This is a genomic window from Caulobacter sp. DWR1-3-2b1 (assembly GCF_049895765.1).
Taxonomy (GTDB): domain Bacteria; phylum Pseudomonadota; class Alphaproteobacteria; order Caulobacterales; family Caulobacteraceae; genus Caulobacter.
The window spans coordinates 40,536-56,916 of the sequence record NZ_JAFCSZ010000001.1 but is presented as its reverse complement, the minus strand read 5'-3'; the positions used below and the strand labels follow the sequence as shown (position 1 = coordinate 56,916).

General features: G+C 66.9%; 19 protein-coding genes. 5 read left to right on the top strand and 14 right to left on the bottom strand.

The genetic code is table 11. The annotated features are described in order from the left end of the window. Window positions 1–268: 268 nt before the first annotated feature. The 4 genes from ACP69S_RS00315 to ACP69S_RS00300 all read right to left on the bottom strand — a co-directional run bounded on the left by ACP69S_RS00315 (window position 269) and on the right by ACP69S_RS00300 (window position 4,281). Entirely contained in the window at window positions 269–1,207 is a 939-nt protein-coding gene (locus ACP69S_RS00315) for a prephenate/arogenate dehydrogenase family protein (protein ID WP_425993758.1), read from the bottom strand. Next, window positions 1,207–2,328 (bottom strand): histidinol-phosphate transaminase, encoded by a 1,122-nt coding sequence (gene hisC / locus ACP69S_RS00310; protein ID WP_425993756.1) that lies wholly within the window; start codon window positions 2,326–2,328, stop codon window positions 1,207–1,209. The genes ACP69S_RS00315 and hisC overlap by 1 nt, the downstream gene beginning before the upstream one ends. Before the next feature lie 30 nt (window positions 2,329–2,358). Further along, entirely contained in the window at window positions 2,359–3,159 is an 801-nt protein-coding gene (locus tag ACP69S_RS00305; RefSeq protein ID WP_425993754.1) for a chorismate mutase, read from the bottom strand. A 114-nt stretch (window positions 3,160–3,273) separates the two neighbouring features. Then, on the bottom strand, window positions 3,274–4,281 hold the full coding sequence (locus ACP69S_RS00300) for a DUF2125 domain-containing protein (RefSeq protein ID WP_425993753.1): 1,008 nt from the start codon (window positions 4,279–4,281) through the stop codon (window positions 3,274–3,276). Window positions 4,282–4,309: 28 nt separating this feature from the next. Here ACP69S_RS00300 and ACP69S_RS00295 point away from each other — a divergent pair, with 28 nt between their 5' ends. Further along, window positions 4,310–4,858: a gamma-glutamylcyclotransferase gene (locus ACP69S_RS00295; protein ID WP_425993751.1), complete on the top strand. Its 549-nt coding sequence runs from the start codon at window positions 4,310–4,312 to the stop codon at window positions 4,856–4,858. Between the two features lie 298 nt (window positions 4,859–5,156). Here ACP69S_RS00295 and ACP69S_RS00290 read toward each other — a convergent pair whose 3' ends face one another. The 5 genes from ACP69S_RS00290 to ftsE all read right to left on the bottom strand — a co-directional run bounded on the left by ACP69S_RS00290 (window position 5,157) and on the right by ftsE (window position 8,555). Then, entirely contained in the window at window positions 5,157–5,528 is a 372-nt protein-coding gene (locus ACP69S_RS00290) for a hypothetical protein (protein ID WP_425993749.1), read from the bottom strand. Window positions 5,529–5,636: 108 nt separating this feature from the next. Beyond that, window positions 5,637–6,347: a lysophospholipid acyltransferase family protein gene (locus ACP69S_RS00285; protein ID WP_425993747.1), complete on the bottom strand. Its 711-nt coding sequence runs from the start codon at window positions 6,345–6,347 to the stop codon at window positions 5,637–5,639. After that, entirely contained in the window at window positions 6,344–6,964 is a 621-nt protein-coding gene (locus ACP69S_RS00280) for a YdcF family protein (protein WP_425993746.1), read from the bottom strand. Before ACP69S_RS00280 ends, ACP69S_RS00285 begins: the two co-directional genes overlap by 4 nt. Then, window positions 6,961–7,854: a cell division protein FtsX gene (locus ACP69S_RS00275; RefSeq protein ID WP_425993744.1), complete on the bottom strand. Its 894-nt coding sequence runs from the start codon at window positions 7,852–7,854 to the stop codon at window positions 6,961–6,963. Before ACP69S_RS00275 ends, ACP69S_RS00280 begins: the two co-directional genes overlap by 4 nt. Continuing rightward, complete coding sequence (gene ftsE, locus ACP69S_RS00270; protein WP_425994287.1) at window positions 7,851–8,555, bottom strand: cell division ATP-binding protein FtsE; 705 nt, start codon at window positions 8,553–8,555, stop codon at window positions 7,851–7,853. Before ftsE ends, ACP69S_RS00275 begins: the two co-directional genes overlap by 4 nt. 83 nt (window positions 8,556–8,638) lie before the next feature. Between ftsE and ACP69S_RS00265 the strand changes: the two genes are divergently transcribed. Both ACP69S_RS00265 and ACP69S_RS00260 read left to right on the top strand, forming a co-directional pair. Next, window positions 8,639–9,571, top strand: a complete 933-nt coding sequence (locus ACP69S_RS00265; protein ID WP_425993742.1) for an MJ0042-type zinc finger domain-containing protein — start codon at window positions 8,639–8,641, stop codon at window positions 9,569–9,571. Beyond that, window positions 9,510–10,094 carry a phosphoribosyltransferase gene (locus ACP69S_RS00260; RefSeq protein ID WP_425993740.1) on the top strand — a complete coding sequence of 195 codons (585 nt, stop codon included), beginning with the start codon at window positions 9,510–9,512 and terminating at the stop codon, window positions 10,092–10,094. The genes ACP69S_RS00265 and ACP69S_RS00260 overlap by 62 nt, the downstream gene beginning before the upstream one ends. Before the next feature lie 124 nt (window positions 10,095–10,218). Here ACP69S_RS00260 and lysA read toward each other — a convergent pair whose 3' ends face one another. From lysA to argH, 3 genes are all read right to left on the bottom strand, one after another. Further along, window positions 10,219–11,487, bottom strand: coding sequence for a diaminopimelate decarboxylase (gene lysA / locus ACP69S_RS00255; protein ID WP_425993738.1), 1,269 nt, complete (start codon window positions 11,485–11,487; stop codon window positions 10,219–10,221). Window positions 11,488–11,651: 164 nt separating this feature from the next. After that, complete coding sequence (locus ACP69S_RS00250; protein WP_425993736.1) at window positions 11,652–11,987, bottom strand: hypothetical protein; 336 nt, start codon at window positions 11,985–11,987, stop codon at window positions 11,652–11,654. Beyond that, the gene (argH, locus tag ACP69S_RS00245) at window positions 11,966–13,390 is read right to left on the bottom strand and encodes an argininosuccinate lyase (protein WP_425993734.1); all 1,425 of its coding nucleotides are present in this window, start codon (window positions 13,388–13,390) and stop codon (window positions 11,966–11,968) included. Before argH ends, ACP69S_RS00250 begins: the two co-directional genes overlap by 22 nt. On the opposite strand from argH, the gene ACP69S_RS00240 reads away from it, so the two are divergent. Together ACP69S_RS00240 and ACP69S_RS00235 are read left to right on the top strand one after the other, a co-directional pair. After that, window positions 13,391–14,035: a TlpA family protein disulfide reductase gene (locus ACP69S_RS00240; RefSeq protein ID WP_425993732.1), complete on the top strand. Its 645-nt coding sequence runs from the start codon at window positions 13,391–13,393 to the stop codon at window positions 14,033–14,035. It abuts the gene before it with no gap. A gap of 7 nt (window positions 14,036–14,042) precedes the next feature. Further along, a complete protein-coding gene (locus ACP69S_RS00235; protein ID WP_425993731.1) occupies window positions 14,043–14,774 on the top strand; it encodes a GNAT family N-acetyltransferase in 732 nt (243 codons plus the stop codon). Here the strand turns inward: ACP69S_RS00235 and gluQRS are convergent. Both gluQRS and ACP69S_RS00225 read right to left on the bottom strand, forming a co-directional pair. Continuing rightward, window positions 14,771–15,610 carry a tRNA glutamyl-Q(34) synthetase GluQRS gene (gluQRS, locus tag ACP69S_RS00230; protein ID WP_425993729.1) on the bottom strand — a complete coding sequence of 280 codons (840 nt, stop codon included), beginning with the start codon at window positions 15,608–15,610 and terminating at the stop codon, window positions 14,771–14,773. The two genes, ACP69S_RS00235 and gluQRS, sit on opposite strands and share 4 nt — an antisense overlap. Before the next feature lie 4 nt (window positions 15,611–15,614). Further along, entirely contained in the window at window positions 15,615–16,235 is a 621-nt protein-coding gene (locus ACP69S_RS00225) for a TetR/AcrR family transcriptional regulator (protein ID WP_425993727.1), read from the bottom strand. Window positions 16,236–16,381: the final 146 nt, after the last annotated feature.

Genomic DNA, 16,381 nt, shown 5'->3' with positions numbered 1-16,381 from the left:
CGCCGTTGGCGTGGATGAGGATAAACGGGTGTGATTTAGCCTTTTGGCTCGCCCGCCTCGACCGCCGAGCGGTTCCGGAAACGGAGCGGCTTGGCTCCCGGTAAGGCCTCAACAGGGCCACCCGACGGGACGCTGACGGATAACGATGACGCGGAGCGGACGGCTTCGTCGAAACGGTATTCTCTATTTCTCATCCGGACGTGGTCCGGACGCTCCGCGACCCTTTCCACCAACTCGTAGCGCGAGCGCGAGGTAGGAGCCGTGCGCCTCAGTGCTTGCCGCGATCCCGGCCAAAGTTCGGCTCGGCGCTTTCCTGACCCGCGGCCACGATGCCCCGGCGGATGGCGCGGGTTCGGGTGAAGTGGGCGTGCAGGGTGTCGGCGTCGCCCCAGCGGATGGCGCGGCTCATGGCCTGCAGGTCTTCGGTGAAGCGACCCAGCATCTCCAGCACCGCGTCCTTGTTGGTCAGGAACACGTCGCGCCACATGGTCGGATCACTGGCGGCGATGCGGGTGAAGTCGCGGAAGCCCGAGGCCGAATATTTGATGACCTCGCTTTCGGTGACGTTCTCCAGATCGGCTGCGCTGCCGACGATGGTGTAGGCGATCAGGTGGGGCAGGTGGCTGACCACGGCCATGACCAGGTCATGGTGCTTTTCGTCCATCAGTTCGACCTGGGCGCCGAACGACCGCCAGAAGCTGCTGAGCTTGGCGACGGCGGCGGCATAGGCCTCATCGTCGCTCTCGGCCGGGGTCAGGATCGTCCAGCGGTTCTCGAACAGCTCGGCGAAACCGGCGTCGGGACCCGACTGCTCGGTGCCGGCGATCGGGTGTCCGGGGATGACGAAGACGTGGCCCAGCGGCAGGGCGCGCAGAGCCTCGGCGACACTGGTCTTGGTCGAGCCGACATCGGTCAGGGTGGCGCCCGGCTTCATGGCGGCGGCCAGGGCGGCCCCGACCTCGCCGGTTGACATCACCGGCGTGGCGATGACCACCAAGTCGGCGTCCTTCACGGCCTCGGCAATGTCGCCCGTGACATGGTCGGCGATGCCCAGTTCGACGACGCGGGCCCGGTGGGCGGCGTTGGCGTCGGCCACGGTGATCTGGCTGACCACGCCGTGGGCGCGGGCGGCGCGGATCACTGACCCGCCGATCAAGCCGCAGCCGATCACGGTCATGTTGGGATAGAGGATGCCGGGATGTGACATCAGCGCCCTACGAACTCGGTCAGCAACTCGACCACAGCGCGGTTGTGCTCCTCCAGTCCGATGGTGATGCGGATGGCGTCGGGCAGATTATAGTTGCCGACGGCGCGGACCAGATAGCCCTTGCTCGCCAGGAAGGCTTCGGCCTCGCGGGCGGTCTTGCCCGGAACGTCCGGGAAGTTGACGAGCACGAAGTTGGCCGCCGACGGCGTGACCTCAAAGCCAAGCCCTCCAAGCTGTTGGGCCAGGAACGGCCGCCACTGCTCAACCAGCGCCACCGAACGGGCCTGGAATTCAATGTCGGCGAGGGCGGCGACGGCGGCTTCCTGGCCGGGGATCGAGGTGTTGAACGGCGGACGGATGCGTTCGATCGGCTCGATGATCCCGGCCGGGCCATAGCCCCAGCCGACGCGCAGGGCGGCTAGGCCGTGGATCTTGGAGAAGGTGCGGGTGACGATGACGTTCTCGGCCGTGCGGGCCAGATCAAGGCCGTCCTCGAAGCGCGGATCGGTGGCGAACTCGGCATAGGCGCCGTCCAGCACCAGCACCACCGACGGCGGGATGGCCGCGTGCAGGGCGCGGATTTCCTCGCCCGTCAGCCAGGTGCCGGTCGGGTTTGCGGGGTTGGCGATGAACACCAGCCGCGTGCGCTCGTCGATGCATTTGACGACTTCGTCGGCGTCGATGCGCTTGTTGGGCTCCCTGGCCATGCGGACTTCGGCCTGGCAGGCACGGGCTCCGATGGCATAGGCGGCGAAGCCGTGCTCGCCCTGGACGATGTTGTCGCCGGGCTCGAGATAGACCTGGCACAGCAGGGCGAAGATTTCGTCGCTGCCGTCGCCGAAGGTCAGGCGTTCGGGCTCCAGCCTGTAGTGCTCGGCCACGGCGGCGCGCAGGATGTTGGCCTTGCCGTCCGGATAGATGTGCAGGCGGTCAACGGCGGCGCGATAGGCGTCCTTGGCCGCCTCGCTGCAGCCCAGGACGTTCTCATTGCTCGACAGCTTCACCGGATGGGCGATGCCCTCGATCTTCGACTTGCCGCCGACATAGGCGTGGATGTCCATCAGGCCCGGCTTGGGTATCGGGCGCGGCGCGGCGAAGCGGTCGGAGGCGGGAGCGGTCATGGGAATACTCAGTCGAGACAGGCGGTCGTCTTACACGTCGAAAGGTGTCGGCGCAGCCCCGATGACGCCGGTCAGCTTGCCGGGGGCCTGGGCCAGACGTTCGTCATTGACCTGGAAGAAGCCCGACAACGAGAACAGCTTCAGCCCGCCGGACTCGGCCAGCGGCTCGGCGGCGACGCCGCTAGGGCTCAGGGCCTCGACGATGGCGGCGGCGCTCTTGCCCGAGTCGGTCACCCAGAAGGTCTGGTCGCCGCCGGTGGGCTCGACTTCGACCTCGGCCACGGCCAGGGCGGCCTGCGGCCCCCAGCGGTTCAGACAGGGCAGGGCGGCGAAGATCTTCAGCTTGGGCTCGGCCAGCAGGCGGCCCCACCAGCTGCTGTCGGGCGTCAGGGCCAGCACGCCGACGCCCCAGGGTGTTTTAGCGGCGGACAGTACGTCCTTGGACTCGGCCAAAACCCGCATGGGTGGCGCGGTTCCGAAACGCAGGCGGGCCAGTTCGACGGTGCGGGTCGCGTCGCGACCGCCCCAGACGGCCAGGTGATAAGGACCCTGGCGCGCCAGGTTGTCGCTCATCACCTCGCGCCAGATCCGGATGACCAGGGCGTCATTGGCGGCGGTGCGCGGCGCGGCCAGCAGCTTGCGGATAATCAGGGCCTCGCGGCCGGGGCGCAGGCCAAAGCCCGTATCGCCCGACGCACGCTTGGCCGCCGCCACCGAACTGGCCAAGGCGGCCCGCTCGTCGAGCAGCTTCAGCAGTTCGCCATCAATGGCGTCCAGTCGCCATCGGACCTCGTCGAGAGACGGAGGCGCGTTGGCCGCGTCGGTACCCATGTTTATCCCCGAAATTGGAGGCCGGACCATAGTCCTTGCCGCCGCCGGCGCAATAGCCGGCGTTCACGGCAAGAAACTTGCGCGGCCCCCGCCGGAGGCGCGCCTGTCCGACGCTCAATAAACGCGCGGCGAGGGGCCCGTATCGATGGTTCCAAGGCGGGTGCGGCCTTCCTGCAGGATCAGGCTGGCTTCGATGACCGGTTCGCGGCCCAGGGCCTGAGCCGCGGCGGCGAGCATCTGTTCGGGTGTTCGGGCGGCCCGGGGATCGACGCGCTCCTTCAGGGCGACTTCCAGCTTGCCCTGAAGGCGGCCATTGGCGTCGACGGTCAGGGCGCCGGACTTGGCCGTGCCTTCGGCCTCGCCAGCGGTGATCCGGGCATTTTCCATGGTGATGGCGCCCCCGGCTGCGGTCCAGTCGCGAACGGCGTCAGCCCAGTTGTCGCCGCGCAGGATCGAGGCGCGGGTCAGACGGGCGTCCAGTGTCATGTTGGCGCTGTTCTCCTGGGCGATGCGGCCCAGCAGTCCCGTGAAATTGACGCGGGCGGCGTCGGCCTTGAACATGATGGCGGCCTGATCGTCGGGGCCGGGGCGCAGATGAAGCTGCACGGCTTCGGCCGAGCGCAGCGGGAAGGGTGCGGCTTCCGGCGCGGTCGAGAACACCAGGCCCGCGCCCTCGATGGAGATGCGCGGCGGATGCTGCTTCAAGCCCGCCAGACTGGCGCGGAGGGCTTGGCCGGCAATGGCCACGTCGCCGCCATTGGGACGGGTCAGCAGCGCGCCGCGCGGCGCGACGGCCACCCAGTGGTCGAGGCCATAGATCATCGCCTCGGCCTTCAGTTCCGGAATGCGCAGAGCCCAGCCGGACGGCTCGGCGACGCGGGCGTCTGCGAGGGTCACGTTCAGGCGGAACGGGAAACCGGAAAAGCTGCGGGCGCTCCACGACAGGTCATAGCCGCGCGACTTCAGCGACGCCGAGGCCGCGTCCATCCGCTGCTCGGCCTGGATGCGAAGCCAGAACCAGCCGGCGCACCATGCCGCCGCGAAGATCAGCGCGATGATGAAAGGCGCCAGCAGGCCCCGTCGGCGGGCTTTGCGGGGCGGCGCGGCGTCGGTATGGGTCATGAAAGCGTGCGTCCAGTCGGGATCAGAGATGAGCAGCGAGAGCGGAGACCGTTGGATATTCGGATACGGATCGCTCATGTGGCGTCCCGGGTTCCCGTTTGTAGAGCGAAGGCGCGCGGTACTCCACGGCCGACGTCGCGCCTTTTGCATCTATTCGGTCCATCACCGCGGAACCTATGAGCGTCCGGGCCTGGTTCTGGGCCTCGCGCCCGGCGGCTCGGTGCGCGGCGCGGCCTATCGGGTGGCGGCGGCGGCGTGGGAAGAGGTCTACGCCTATCTGCAGGAACGCGAGCAGCCGACCGAGACCTATTTCGAAGCCTGGGCCGATGTCAGGCTGGACGGCGAGCCGGCAAAGGCGCCGGCCCTGGTCTTCCTGTCGGACTTCAAGCACAGCCAGTGGGCCGGGTCGCTGACCCTGGAGCAGCAGGCCGATCTGATCGCGGGAGCCAAAGGCCTGTCCGGCCGCAACATCGACTATCTGTCCGACCTCGTCGGCCACCTGCGCGAGGACGGCGTGCGGGACCATGCGATGGAGAAGCTGCTGAAGCTGGTCGAGGCGCGGGAGGGAGCGGCTTAGGCGGCGCTCTACCTCGATCAAATAACGTCGTCATTCCAGGCGGAGGCCCGCGCCGACTGAAGATTGGGAGCTTCGCAGGTCTGCTATGGGTGGAGGCTGTGTAAAAACGCGTTTCGGACCTGGAGGCGCCCGTTGACCGGGTCACGAAATAGCTGATCTGGCGCTTTGTCGCGCATGGCGGCCGATCGGGACGCGAAAGTTTTCTTTCGTGAGCGGGTTCTGCCCGACGTTTTTACACAGCCTCGGTGGTGAGCGGGACACGACGCTTTGGCCAGTTTGATGTGGGTAGCCCCTACCGTCAGTGTGGTCGTGATCTCGGCATGCGTGAATAGATTGCACGTTCGGCAGCCCAGCTGCTGTCGGCAAGATTAGATTTCATTTTTACGTCGAATAGCTGAAATGAAACATCGTTGCTGCGAACGACGCCAGAACGAGCCTCCCAGCTACGGTGGAGAAGTGTATTCAAGGCTTGGTGAAACGCCCAAGCCGCTAAATTAATCCACTCCCCTTCCGACGAGATGCTTTTTTCAATCGACTTATAAACTGTCCAGTCAGAAGGCTCGGTAAGAATTGCAGGAAGCGCTATTTGTTCGTTCAAGATGAGGAGTTCTTCGGGCCAGCGCGCTCGCACGTTTTCAAAGAGCTCATTTCTGCTGTTTGGCGTGTCCATTCGCTCTCATCGCATTGAGCGAGAATGGCGGCAATCGGGTAGAGGTATACGCGCGGCGAACGTCTGAGTTGGGTCGGAGGCAGAGGCTCGAACAACCTGCGCCTTCGCCTAGATCCCCTCGTTCTCCAGCGCCTCGGTCGCGGTGTCGATGCGGGTCTGCAGTTCGCGCATGAACTCGCCGCGCTTCAGGCCGGCCGGGATCGGCGGCAGATAGTGGAAGACGATCACGCCCGGCCTGCATAGGAAACCCTTGCCCCAGTGGGAGCCGCAGTTCAGGGCCAGGGGCGTCACCGGCATGTCCATCTCGCGATAGAGGGCGGCGATGCCGGGCTTGTAGTCGCCGGGAACACCGACCGCGCCGCGCGTGCCTTCGGGGAAGATCACCACCTGGCGAACCTCCTTCATCTTCTCCAGCGTATCGCGGACCAGCTTCTTCAGGGCAGTCGAGTGGCCAGCGCGATCGACGACCACCATGCCAGCCTTCAGGCCGTGCCAGCCGAACAGCGGCACCCTCAGCAGTTCCTTTTTCATCACGAAACAGGCGTCGGGCAGCAGGCCAAACTGGCTGAAAACGTCGAACATCGACTGGTGCTTGGCGGCGACCAGAGCCGGGCCGGTCGGCAGATATTCGCGGCCCCGCACCTCGACCCTGATGTCGGCGATCCAGCGCAGGCCAAAGAACAGACCCTTGGACCAGAAGGTCAGGGCGGCGACCGCGAAGCGGCGGGGCAGGGGCAGCAGGGCGACCATCCAGGTGGCGGTGAACACCGACCAGACCCAGAAATAGAGCTGGAACAGAAACGAACGCAGATAGATCAAGATGCTTCCTTCACCGGCTCTCCAGCCTTGTCTTTCGGACCCAGCCCAAGGAAAGCCTCGCGGCCCAGGATCGCCAGGTACTTGCAGTATTCCACGACCATCCGCCGTGCGGTGATGTTCTGTTTCCACCAGCGATGGGCGTCGAGCCCCTCGGTGGCCACCGGATAGGGATAGAGCAGGGTGTCGGGCATGGTGGCGCGCAGTTCCAGCATCGAGCGCGGCATGTGATAATCGGCGGTGACCACGATCAGGCTGCGATAGCCCTTTGCCTTGGCCCACTCGGCCGTCTCCTTGGCGTTGCCGACGGTGTTGGCGGCGGCAAAGCCCAGGTCGACGCAGCAGTCATAGATCGGCTTGACCGCCTTGGTGACGCTCTGGACGTCCTCGCGGGTGGCCTCGCGATTGACGCCGGAGATCAGCAGGCGCTTGCCCTTGCCGGCTTCCAGCAGCTTGGTCGCCGCCTCCAGCCGGATATTGGAGGCGCCGGTCAGCACGACGACGCCATCGGCGATCGGCGGTTCCTTTGCGGGGATCGATTGCTCGACCCGCCCGGAAAAGGCCAGCAGGCCCACGGCCCAGATCATCACCAGGATTAGCAGCGCGGCGAGGCTCTTCACGGCATGCTCCTTAGGAGTCGCAGGGCGGCGAAGCGGGCTGTCAGGCCCGCGACCAAGGCGGCGATCAGGGGGCAGGGCAGCGGCGCCAGCAGGTCGATCCAGGCCAGGGGCAGGATCGGCGCAAGGCCTGAACCGCCTCCCAGGGTCCGGATCGCCGCGCCGATGATGGCCGCCCCGGCTCCGCCCAGCAAGCCCGCTATGGCGGCCATGCCAGCGAACCTCCACTGGAACAGACCGGCGATGAAGCTGGCTTCGGCCCCGGACAGGTGCAGCACCTCGATCACATCGGCGCGCGCCGCCAGACCGGCCCGGGTGGCGAAGGCGATCACCGAGGCGGCCGCTGCGGCGATCAGGACGAAAACGCCCAGCGCCGCCCAGCGCGCAAGACCCGCCCCGCGCTCGATATCGGAGATCCAGCGGCTGTGGTCGTCGATGACCGCATCAACCCCGGCCGCCTTCAGGGCTTGGTCCAGGGCCGTCGCTGTGGCCGGAAGCTCGGGGTCCAGGTCAAGGGTCACGAGACGCGGCGTGGGCAGGTCGTCGACCAGGGCTTCCTTGCCGATCCAGGGAACCAGAAGTTCCTCGGCCTTGTCCTTGGTCAGGGCGCGGGCCTCGATCACGCCCTTGACCCCGGCCAGGGCCTCGGCGGCGCGGGCGGCGGCGGAGTCGGGGGTCTCGTTAGGACGAGCGCGGACGACCACGGTCGCCGATCCGGTAAGCTGGTTGGTCCAACCCTCGGCGGCGCGGTTAGCGGCCAAGGCGGCTAGGGCGGTAAGGCAGGCCAGGAAGCAGAGCACGGCGACCACGAAGACCAGCGAGCCGTCGCGAGCGTCGCGGGGTGGCAGCAGCGGACCGGGCCGCCAGCGCTCGACCTGGAAGATCTCGCTCATGCGTCGCCCCCCTCGATCAGACGGCCATGTTCGAGATGCAGGGTGGGGCGACCGGCGCGGGCCACGACATCCTCGTCATGGGTGGCGATCAGCACGGTGGTGCCCAGGCGATTGAGCTCGACGAACAGGCGCAGCAGCCGCAGCGACATAGCCGGATCGACATTGCCGGTCGGCTCGTCGGCCAGCAGGACGTCGGGACGGTCGACCACGGCGCGGGCGATGGCCAGGCGCTGCTTTTCACCGCCTGACAGGGTAGCGGGCAGGGCATGCATCCGCTCGCCAAGGCCGACCCAGGTCAGCAACTCGGCGACGTCGTCACGATAGGTCGCGGGCTTGCGCTGCAGGATGCGAAGGGGGAGGGCGGCGTTATCGAACACCGACAGATGCTCCAGCAGCCGGAATTCCTGGAAAACCACCCCGATCCGGCGGCGCAGGAACGGCAGGTCGCCGGTTGGCAGAAGGCTCACATCGCGCCCGAAAAGCTCTACGCGACCCCGTGACGCACGGTGGGCCAGATAGATAAGCTTGAGCAGTGAACTCTTGCCTGCGCCCGAGGCGCCGGTCAGGAAGTGGAAGGACCCGGGAGCCAGGGAAAACCCAATGTCCCTAAGGGTTTCCGGGGCGCGGCCGTAGCGCATCGACACGCCTTCGAAGCGAACCACGGGAAGGGCGTCATCGCCCTGATCTGCCTCGATCCGCAATGAGGTGCCGCCGGGCTTTCTGGACATCAGGGACAAAATCGGCGACCCCATTTGTTAATGCGGGGAGCGTACGATTCGCGGCCATGATACTGACCTGTCCGGAGTGCGCCAGCCGCTATTTCGTCGACGACTCCAAGGTCGGCTCGGCTGGTCGTGTCGTGCGCTGCGCCTCGTGCGGCAACCGCTGGATCGCCCGTAACGAGGAGTCCACGGACCTCTTCGACGAGCCTTCCGCCGCCACCATGGCCGGTGACGCCGCGATGGCTCCGATGGACGCCGCGGCATCCGCCAGCGCCGCTTCCGAGACTGAATCCGAACCGCCGGTCAGCGCCTTGCCAGGCGAGGAATTGCCCAAGGTTTTCCGGGCCCGCGCCGACGCCGAACGCCGCCTCCGCGAAGCGACGACCACGGGCGTGGTCTGGGCCGGCATGGCCGCCGCCATGGCTTCGATGATCGTCGGAGCCCTGATCTTCCGCATCGACATGGTGCGCCTGTGGCCCACCACGGCTGGGGCATACGCCAGCGTCGGTCTGCCGGTGAATACGGTCGGCCTTGTAATCGAGAACCTGAAGGCCGAGCCTTCGCTCGAAGACGGCCACGCCGCGGTGACCATCACGGGCGTCATGCGCAACATCACCGATCACGCCGTGATCGCCCCGCCGCTGCGGGTCGAATTGCGCAACGCCAAGGACAAGCGCGTGGCCGGCCGCATCGCCGCCGCCGCCGACCCGAAGATCCCGCCCAGCGAGATCCGCCACTTCGCCATCACCATCCTCGACCCGCCACGCACGGCCCGGGACCTGGTCATCGACTTCGCGGTCGAGCCCGGCGCGGCCAAGGCGGTAAAGGCGGCTTTGAAGACCCCCGCCAAGCACGCGGCGGATCCGGAACTCTCCCTACGCGGCGCTCAAAACGCCGCCGCTGGAGAAGCGGCTGGACATGAACCCTCGGGACATGAGACCGGAACGGAAGCAACCCCTTCCTCCGACTCTCACGAACCCGCGCATCATGAATGACACCGTCCAACCCGAAGTTCTGATTTCGGAAACCGAGATCGCGCAGCGCGTTCAGGCCCTCGCCAACGCCATCGCCCCGCGCATCGACGACGATACGGTCTGCGTCTGTCTGCTGACCGGCGGTCTGTGGTTCGCCGCCGACCTGACCCGGGCGCTGTGGAAGGCGGGCCGCAATGTGCGCTTCGACGCCCTGTGGCTGGCCTCCTACCATGACGAGCGCAAGAGCACGGGCCGCTGCGAGGTGCGCGCCGACCTGCAGCGCCCCCTGATCGGCCGCCGCGCCCTGGTGGTGGACGATGTGTTCGACACCGGCCTGTCGCTCAGCGAGGCTTCGCGCCTGGTGAAGGACGCCGGCGCCAGCGAAGTCATGACGGCCGTGTTCGCCCGCAAGCCTTGGCCGACCCAGCGCAGCATGGAACCCGACTTCGTGGCCTGGGAAGCGCCTGCTCGGTATCTGGTGGGCTACGGCCTCGACGACGAGGGCAAGAGCCGCGGGCTGCCGTATATAGGCGCGATGGACTGAGACTTCTAAAATCCTCCCCCTAACGGGGGAGGTGTCGCCGCAGGCGACGGTGGGGGAAGTTCTGCTGACTCACAGCGACTACCCCCTCCGGTCTTCGGCCGCCTCCCCCTTCAGGGGGAGGGCTTCAGACCCAGCTCGGCACCAGATCCCGGCCGAGCATCTCATCGTAACTCGGCCGCGCGCGGATCACTGCGAAACGGTCGCCATGGACCAACACCTCTGGCACCAGCGGCCGGGTGTTGTATTCGCTGGCCATGGCCGCGCCGTAGGCCCCTGCCGACATGAAGGTCACCAGATCGCCTGCCGCCAGCGGCGGCAGGGGCCGGTCGCGGGTGAAGGTGTCGCCGGTTTCGCAGATCGGGCCGACCACGTCATAGGGGCTGGGCTCTCCGTCACGCTTCAGCACCGGGCGGATGTCGTGGAAGGCGTCGTACATGGCCGGACGCAGCAGGTCGTTCATGGCCGCGTCGATGACCAGGAACTTGCGCCCTTCGGGACGCTCGTGGACGTGGATCACCTCGCTGACCAGCACGCCGGCATTGGCGGCGATTACCCGGCCGGGCTCGAAAGCGAGCTTCACGGGCAGACCCTTGGTCACCTCGCCGACCATCGCCGCGAACTCGGCGGGCGAGGGCGGTTCGGGCATATTGAAATAGGGCACGCCGAGGCCGCCGCCCAGGTCGAGACGCTCGACCGACAGGCCTTCGTCCAACAGCTGCTCGACCAGGCCCCTCATCTTGGTGAAGGCCTCGCGCATGGGCGACAGGTCAGTGATCTGGCTGCCGATGTGGCAGGCCACGCCGATGGGCTCGAGATTGGCGTTGTTGCTGGCGTTGGCGTAGAGGCGAGCAGCCTCGGCGAACGAGACGCCAAACTTGTTCTCGGCCTTGCCGGTGGCGATCTTGGCGTGACCGCCGGCCGCGACATCAGGATTGACCCGAAAGGCGATCTTGGCGCGCACGCCCTGCTCGGCGGCGACGGACGCCACAAGATTCATCTCCGGCTCGGACTCGACATTGATCTCGGCGACGCCGGCCTTCAGGGCGAACTCGACCTCGCGGCGGGTTTTGCCGACGCCGGAGAAGATGATGCGATCGCCGGGGATGCCGGCGGCCAAAGCGCGGCGGACCTCGCCCTCCGAGACAGTGTCGGCCCCGGCGCCCAGCTCGCCCAGCACCTTGAGCACCGCGACATTGGAGTTGGCCTTGACTGCATAGGCGATCAGCGGATCGGCGACGCCGGCCCGTTCCAGAGCATTGCGGAACACGGTGAAGTGGCGCTCAAGCGTGGCGCGGGAATAGACATAGACCGGCGTACCGACCTCAGCTGCGATGCGCGCCAAGGGAACGCCTTCGCAGGCCAGGCCCTCGGGGCCGTACTCAAAGTGATTCACGGGACTCGAGGCTCTCTAATCATAAGCTCCCTCATCATCCGATCTTCCCGGCGAAGGCCGGGACCCAGATTCATCTAGAGCATCAGCAGGGCTTCATCTGGATCCCGGCCTTCGCCGGGATGACGGCGTGTGTGGGCTGGGTGGATGAAGTGCGGTGGTCGCCGTCAGTTGGGGGTCGCGCCGGGGAAGCCCGCCGCCGAGGGGCCGCCGAACGGGTTCGGGGCTGTGCCGGCCAGCGGAGCCGCGCGGACGGTGCGGTTGCTGGAGGCCGGGTCCATGATTTCCTGGGCGCCGCCGGCGCGCGCCGGCTGGTTGGCCGTGCCGGAAGCGGCTCGGCGCTCTGCCTCCCAGGCCGCTTTTTTCTGAGCGTCCCACATCGGCGCGGGACGCTCCAGTTCGGCCTGTTTGCCACAGGCGGCCAAACCCGCGCTGGAAAGGGCCAGGGTCGCGACGGTCAGAAGAGCGAGGGGGCGCAGGGTCATCCGAGCAGTTCCTTCCAACGCGCGATCTGGGCGCGGACCTGGGCGGGGGCTGTCCCGCCGTAGCTGATGCGGCTGGCCGCCGAGGCGGCCGGGGTGAGGACGGCATAGACTTCGGCGGTGATCTTCGGCTCGATCGCCTGGAACTGCTCCAAGGACAGGTCCGCCAGATCCACGCCCAACCTTTCGGCCGTCTTCACAGCCGAGCCTGTCACGTGGTGGGCGTCGCGGAAAGGCATGTTCAGCGTCCGCACCAGCCAATCGGCCAGATCGGTGGCGGTCGAGAACCCGGCGCCGGCGGCGGCGGCCATCTTGTCGGTGTTGGGCGTCAGATCGGCGATCATGCCGGCCATGGCCAGCAGGCTCAGCTCCAGGGCGTCGAAGGCCTCGAAAGTCGGGACCTTGTCCTCCTGCATGTCCTTGGAATAGGCCAGCGGCAGGCCCTTCATGACCACGGTCAGGGTGGTCAGCGAGCCCAGGATGCGGCCGACCTTGGCGCGGATCAGTTCCGCGGCGTCGGGGTTCTTCTTCTGCGGCATGATCGAGCTGCCGGTCGTGAAGGCGTCGGTCAGCTTGATGAAGCCGAACATCGGCGTCGTCCACAGCACGATCTCCTCGGCCAGGCGCGACAGGTGCGTGGCGGTGATCGAGGCGGCCGACAGGGCTTCCAGCGCAAAGTCGCGCGCCGAGACGCTGTCCAGTGAATTGGCGGTTGGACGGTCGAAGTCGAGCGCGGCGGCCGTGGCGTGACGGTCGATGGGAAAGGGCGATCCGGCGAGAGCCGCCGCGCCCAGCGGGCACTCGTTCATCCGGGCGCGGGCGTCTCGGAAGCGGCTGGCGTCGCGGCCGAACATTTCGACATAGGCCATCAGGTGATGACCGAAGGTCACAGGCTGGGCGGGCTGCAAGTGCGTAAAGCCCGGCATCAGGGCGTCGGCATAGGTCTCTGCCTGGGCCAGCAGGGCGCGCTGCAGGGCGTCGAGCTGGGCGGCGGAGCGGTCGCAGGCCTCACGAACCCACAGGCGAAAGTCCAGCGCCACCTGGTCATTGCGCGAGCGGGCGGTGTGCAGCCGGCCGGCCACCGGGCCGATCAGCTCGCGTAGCCGCGCCTCGATATTCATGTGGATGTCTTCGTACTCGTCGCGGAACGGGAAGGTTCCGGTCAGCAGTTCGTCCTCGACCTTGGCCAGGCCTTCGAGAATTTCCTCGCCATCGCTGCTTGCAATGACGCCCTGGCTGATCAACATCCGGGCGTGGGCGCGGGAGCCCGCCAGATCCTGCGCCCACAGGCGCTTGTCGAAGCCGATGCTGACATTGATCGCCTGCATCAGCTCCGCCGGTTTGGCCGAGAACCTGCCGCCCCACATGGCTTGACCCTTTGCGCCCTCGGAGGCGTCGGGTTTGTTGGAGGCGTTGTCGGTCATATGAGCGAAATCCAGTCGGGCGGAAACGGGGCGGGCGAGAACGGGGCAGGGGCGGCCAAGCGCGGTCCGCTGAAATGGGCGATCGGCGCCGCCATGCTCGTCGGCGTCGCGGCGGTTCTATACGTCATGGCCGCCTCTTCGTTCAAACCCTCAGGGCCGGCCAACCTCAATGAATTCAAGCGGGCCTCGCTGGCAAAGCTGGATGTACCCGCGACGCCCCGCGTGGCGCCGGGCACAACCTTCTTCGATGAAGCGGGAAAGCCGGTGACGCTTGCCGATTTCAAGGGCCAGGTCGTGGTGATGAACCTCTGGGCTACATGGTGCGCGCCCTGCAAGAAAGAGATGCCGACCCTGGCCAAGCTGGCCGCCCTTTACCAGACCCAGCCATTCAAGGTGCTGCCGGTCAGCGTCGATCGGGATTCAGACCTCAACCTCGCCAAGGCCGAGATGGCCGCTAATGCGCCACTGAAGCTCTATCGCGACCCGTCCTACAAGATGTCGTTCGAAATGGAGCCGCGCGCGGCCGGCTATCCGACCACGGTGATCTACGACAAGCAGGGCCGTGAACGCGCGCGGCTGTCGGGCGACGCCGACTGGGCCAGCCCTGAGGCGCGAGGCTTGGTCGAGAAGCTGCTGGCCGAGTGACCGGCAGTTGAAGATCGATCCCACCGTCCTCGAACCCATCGCCGACCGTGCCTGGCCGGCGCGCGAGCGTTCAACGCTTGGTGGGTGGCGGCTGAACGCCAGTGATGGCTGGTCGATGCGGAGCAATGCCTGCTGGCCGCTGGGCAAGCCGGATCGTGACGTCGAGGCAGCTATCGATGCGGTCGAGGCCTGGTTTATCGCCCGGGGGCTGCCGCTGCGCTTCAAGCTGACGGATGGCGCGACGGCGCCGGAGGACTTGGCCAGGCATCTGTCGCGGCGGGGCTATACGGACTGCAAGGAGACGCTGGTGATGGTAGGCGAAGCCCAAGGTCGCGCGGACCCCGTCGTGGCCTTGTCGACCGTGCCAAACGCCAGTTTCGAAGCAGTGTTCACGGCCTCGGCAGGTGGCAATATCGAGGATGCGCGAGAGCGGCTGGAAACCCTGGCTCGTATCCCGGCTCCGGCGCGTTTCGCCTGTCTGGATATGGATGGCCAGCCCGCAGCCTTGGGCGCGTGCGCCATCGACGGCCGGTGGGTCGGGGTGTTTGGCATGCGCACGGCGCCTGAGCACCGCCGCAAGGGTCTGGCGCGTCGCGTGCTCGGGGCTCTTCTGGCCGAGGCGAAGCCACTGGGCGCGTGCGCCTATCTGCAGGTCGAGGCCGGCAATGCGCCCGCCATCGCTCTCTATGAGAATGAAGGCTTCCGGACGGCCTACGCCTACCGCTACTGGGTTCGCTAGAAGCCTATCTCGGCCCGCAACGCCGCCACCGTGACACCAGCCGCTCGGAGTTCGCGCAGGGTCTGGGCCTTGTCGCGCTTGGCGTAGCGCTTGCCATCCGCGCCCATGAGCAGGCGGTGGTGGCGATAGGTCGGCGTGGGCAGGCCCAGCAGGGCCTGCAGCAGGCGCTGGATGTGGGCCGCCTCGAACAGGTCCTCGCCCCGGATCACATGGGTAACGTCTTGCAAGGCGTCGTCGAGCACGACCGCTAGGTGATAGGCGACACCGACGTCCTTGCGCGCCAAGACTATGTCGCCGGCGGTTTCGGGCCGGGCGGCGATCGGGCCAGCCTCGCCATCCGGACCCGCGCCCTCTTCGATGAAGGTCAGGGTCTCGAAACCGCCAAGCGCCTCTTTCGCAGCCGCCAGCGACAGCCGCCAGGCGAAGGCCTCGTCGCGCGTCAGGCGTTCGGCTTCTTCGTGGCAGGGCAGGGGGCCGCCTTCGAAGGGCGCCTGCGGTTCATGCGGCGCTCGACCGATGTCCAGCTCCTTGCGGGTGCGGAAGCAGCGATAGACCAGGCCGCGTTCGCGAAGGTCGTCGATGGCGGCGTGATAGTCGGACAGATGCTCTGATTGGCGGCGAACCGGTTGATCCCAGTTCAGGCCCAGCCAAGTCAGGTCCTCCAGAATCGCCGCCTCGTATTCCGGCCGGCTCCGGGTGGCGTCTATGTCCTCGATACGCAGGATAAACCGGCCACGGACAGCGCGCGCGGCCTCGAAGGCCGTCAGGGCAGAAAAGGCGTGGCCGCGGTGCAGGTGGCCCGTCGGCGACGGTGCGAACCGGGTGGCGAAGACCAAGGCGTCAGCCCCGGTCGAACTTCGCGAACATGCCCAGGTGTTCGAACACCGCGCGGAGAAACGCATCCTCGCCGCCCAGGAGTTCCTTCAACGGGGCGAACTGTTTGAAGCTGATCATTTCGGCCAGGCCATGGCCCGCGCACCAGGCGGCGATGGTCGCGAGTTCCAGGTCGATGTCGGCGACGCCGCCGCCCGATTGCTCGGAGATGGTGTCTCGCACCTGGCAATAGGCGCCTTCGGTCTTCATCTGGTCGGGCAGCGCGTCCTTGTCGCGCGAGCGGTCATACATCACGCGATAGAGGGCCGGATTGTCCCGCGCGAATTTTACATAGGCCACGCCCAGGCCAGTCATGCGTTCGCTGGCGTCCGTGGCGGACGCGCGGGCCTCGATCAGCACCGTGTCGAGGGCCATCCAGCCTTCGTGGGCCACCGCTTCGAGCAGTTCGCTCTTGTCTTTGAAGTGGTGGTAGGGCGCGGCGGGACTGACGCCGGCCTCGCGCGCCACCGCTCGCAGCGACAGGGCGGCAGGCCCTTCATTTTCGAGAATCCGGCGCGCGGCGTCGATCAGGGCGCGGCTCAAGTCGCCGTGGTGATAGGGGCGGGATTCGGTGGCTGCACTGGTCATCGACCCCACCCTAACCCCTCCGCTCCAAAATTTCATCCAAACGATGTAAAGATTATCTTGACGGCGTTTAGATAGGTGATATCTAAGCACCGTCCAGATTGGACAGGCCTTGACCGGCAATCGGCTTGGCTCACTTGCAAAGAGAG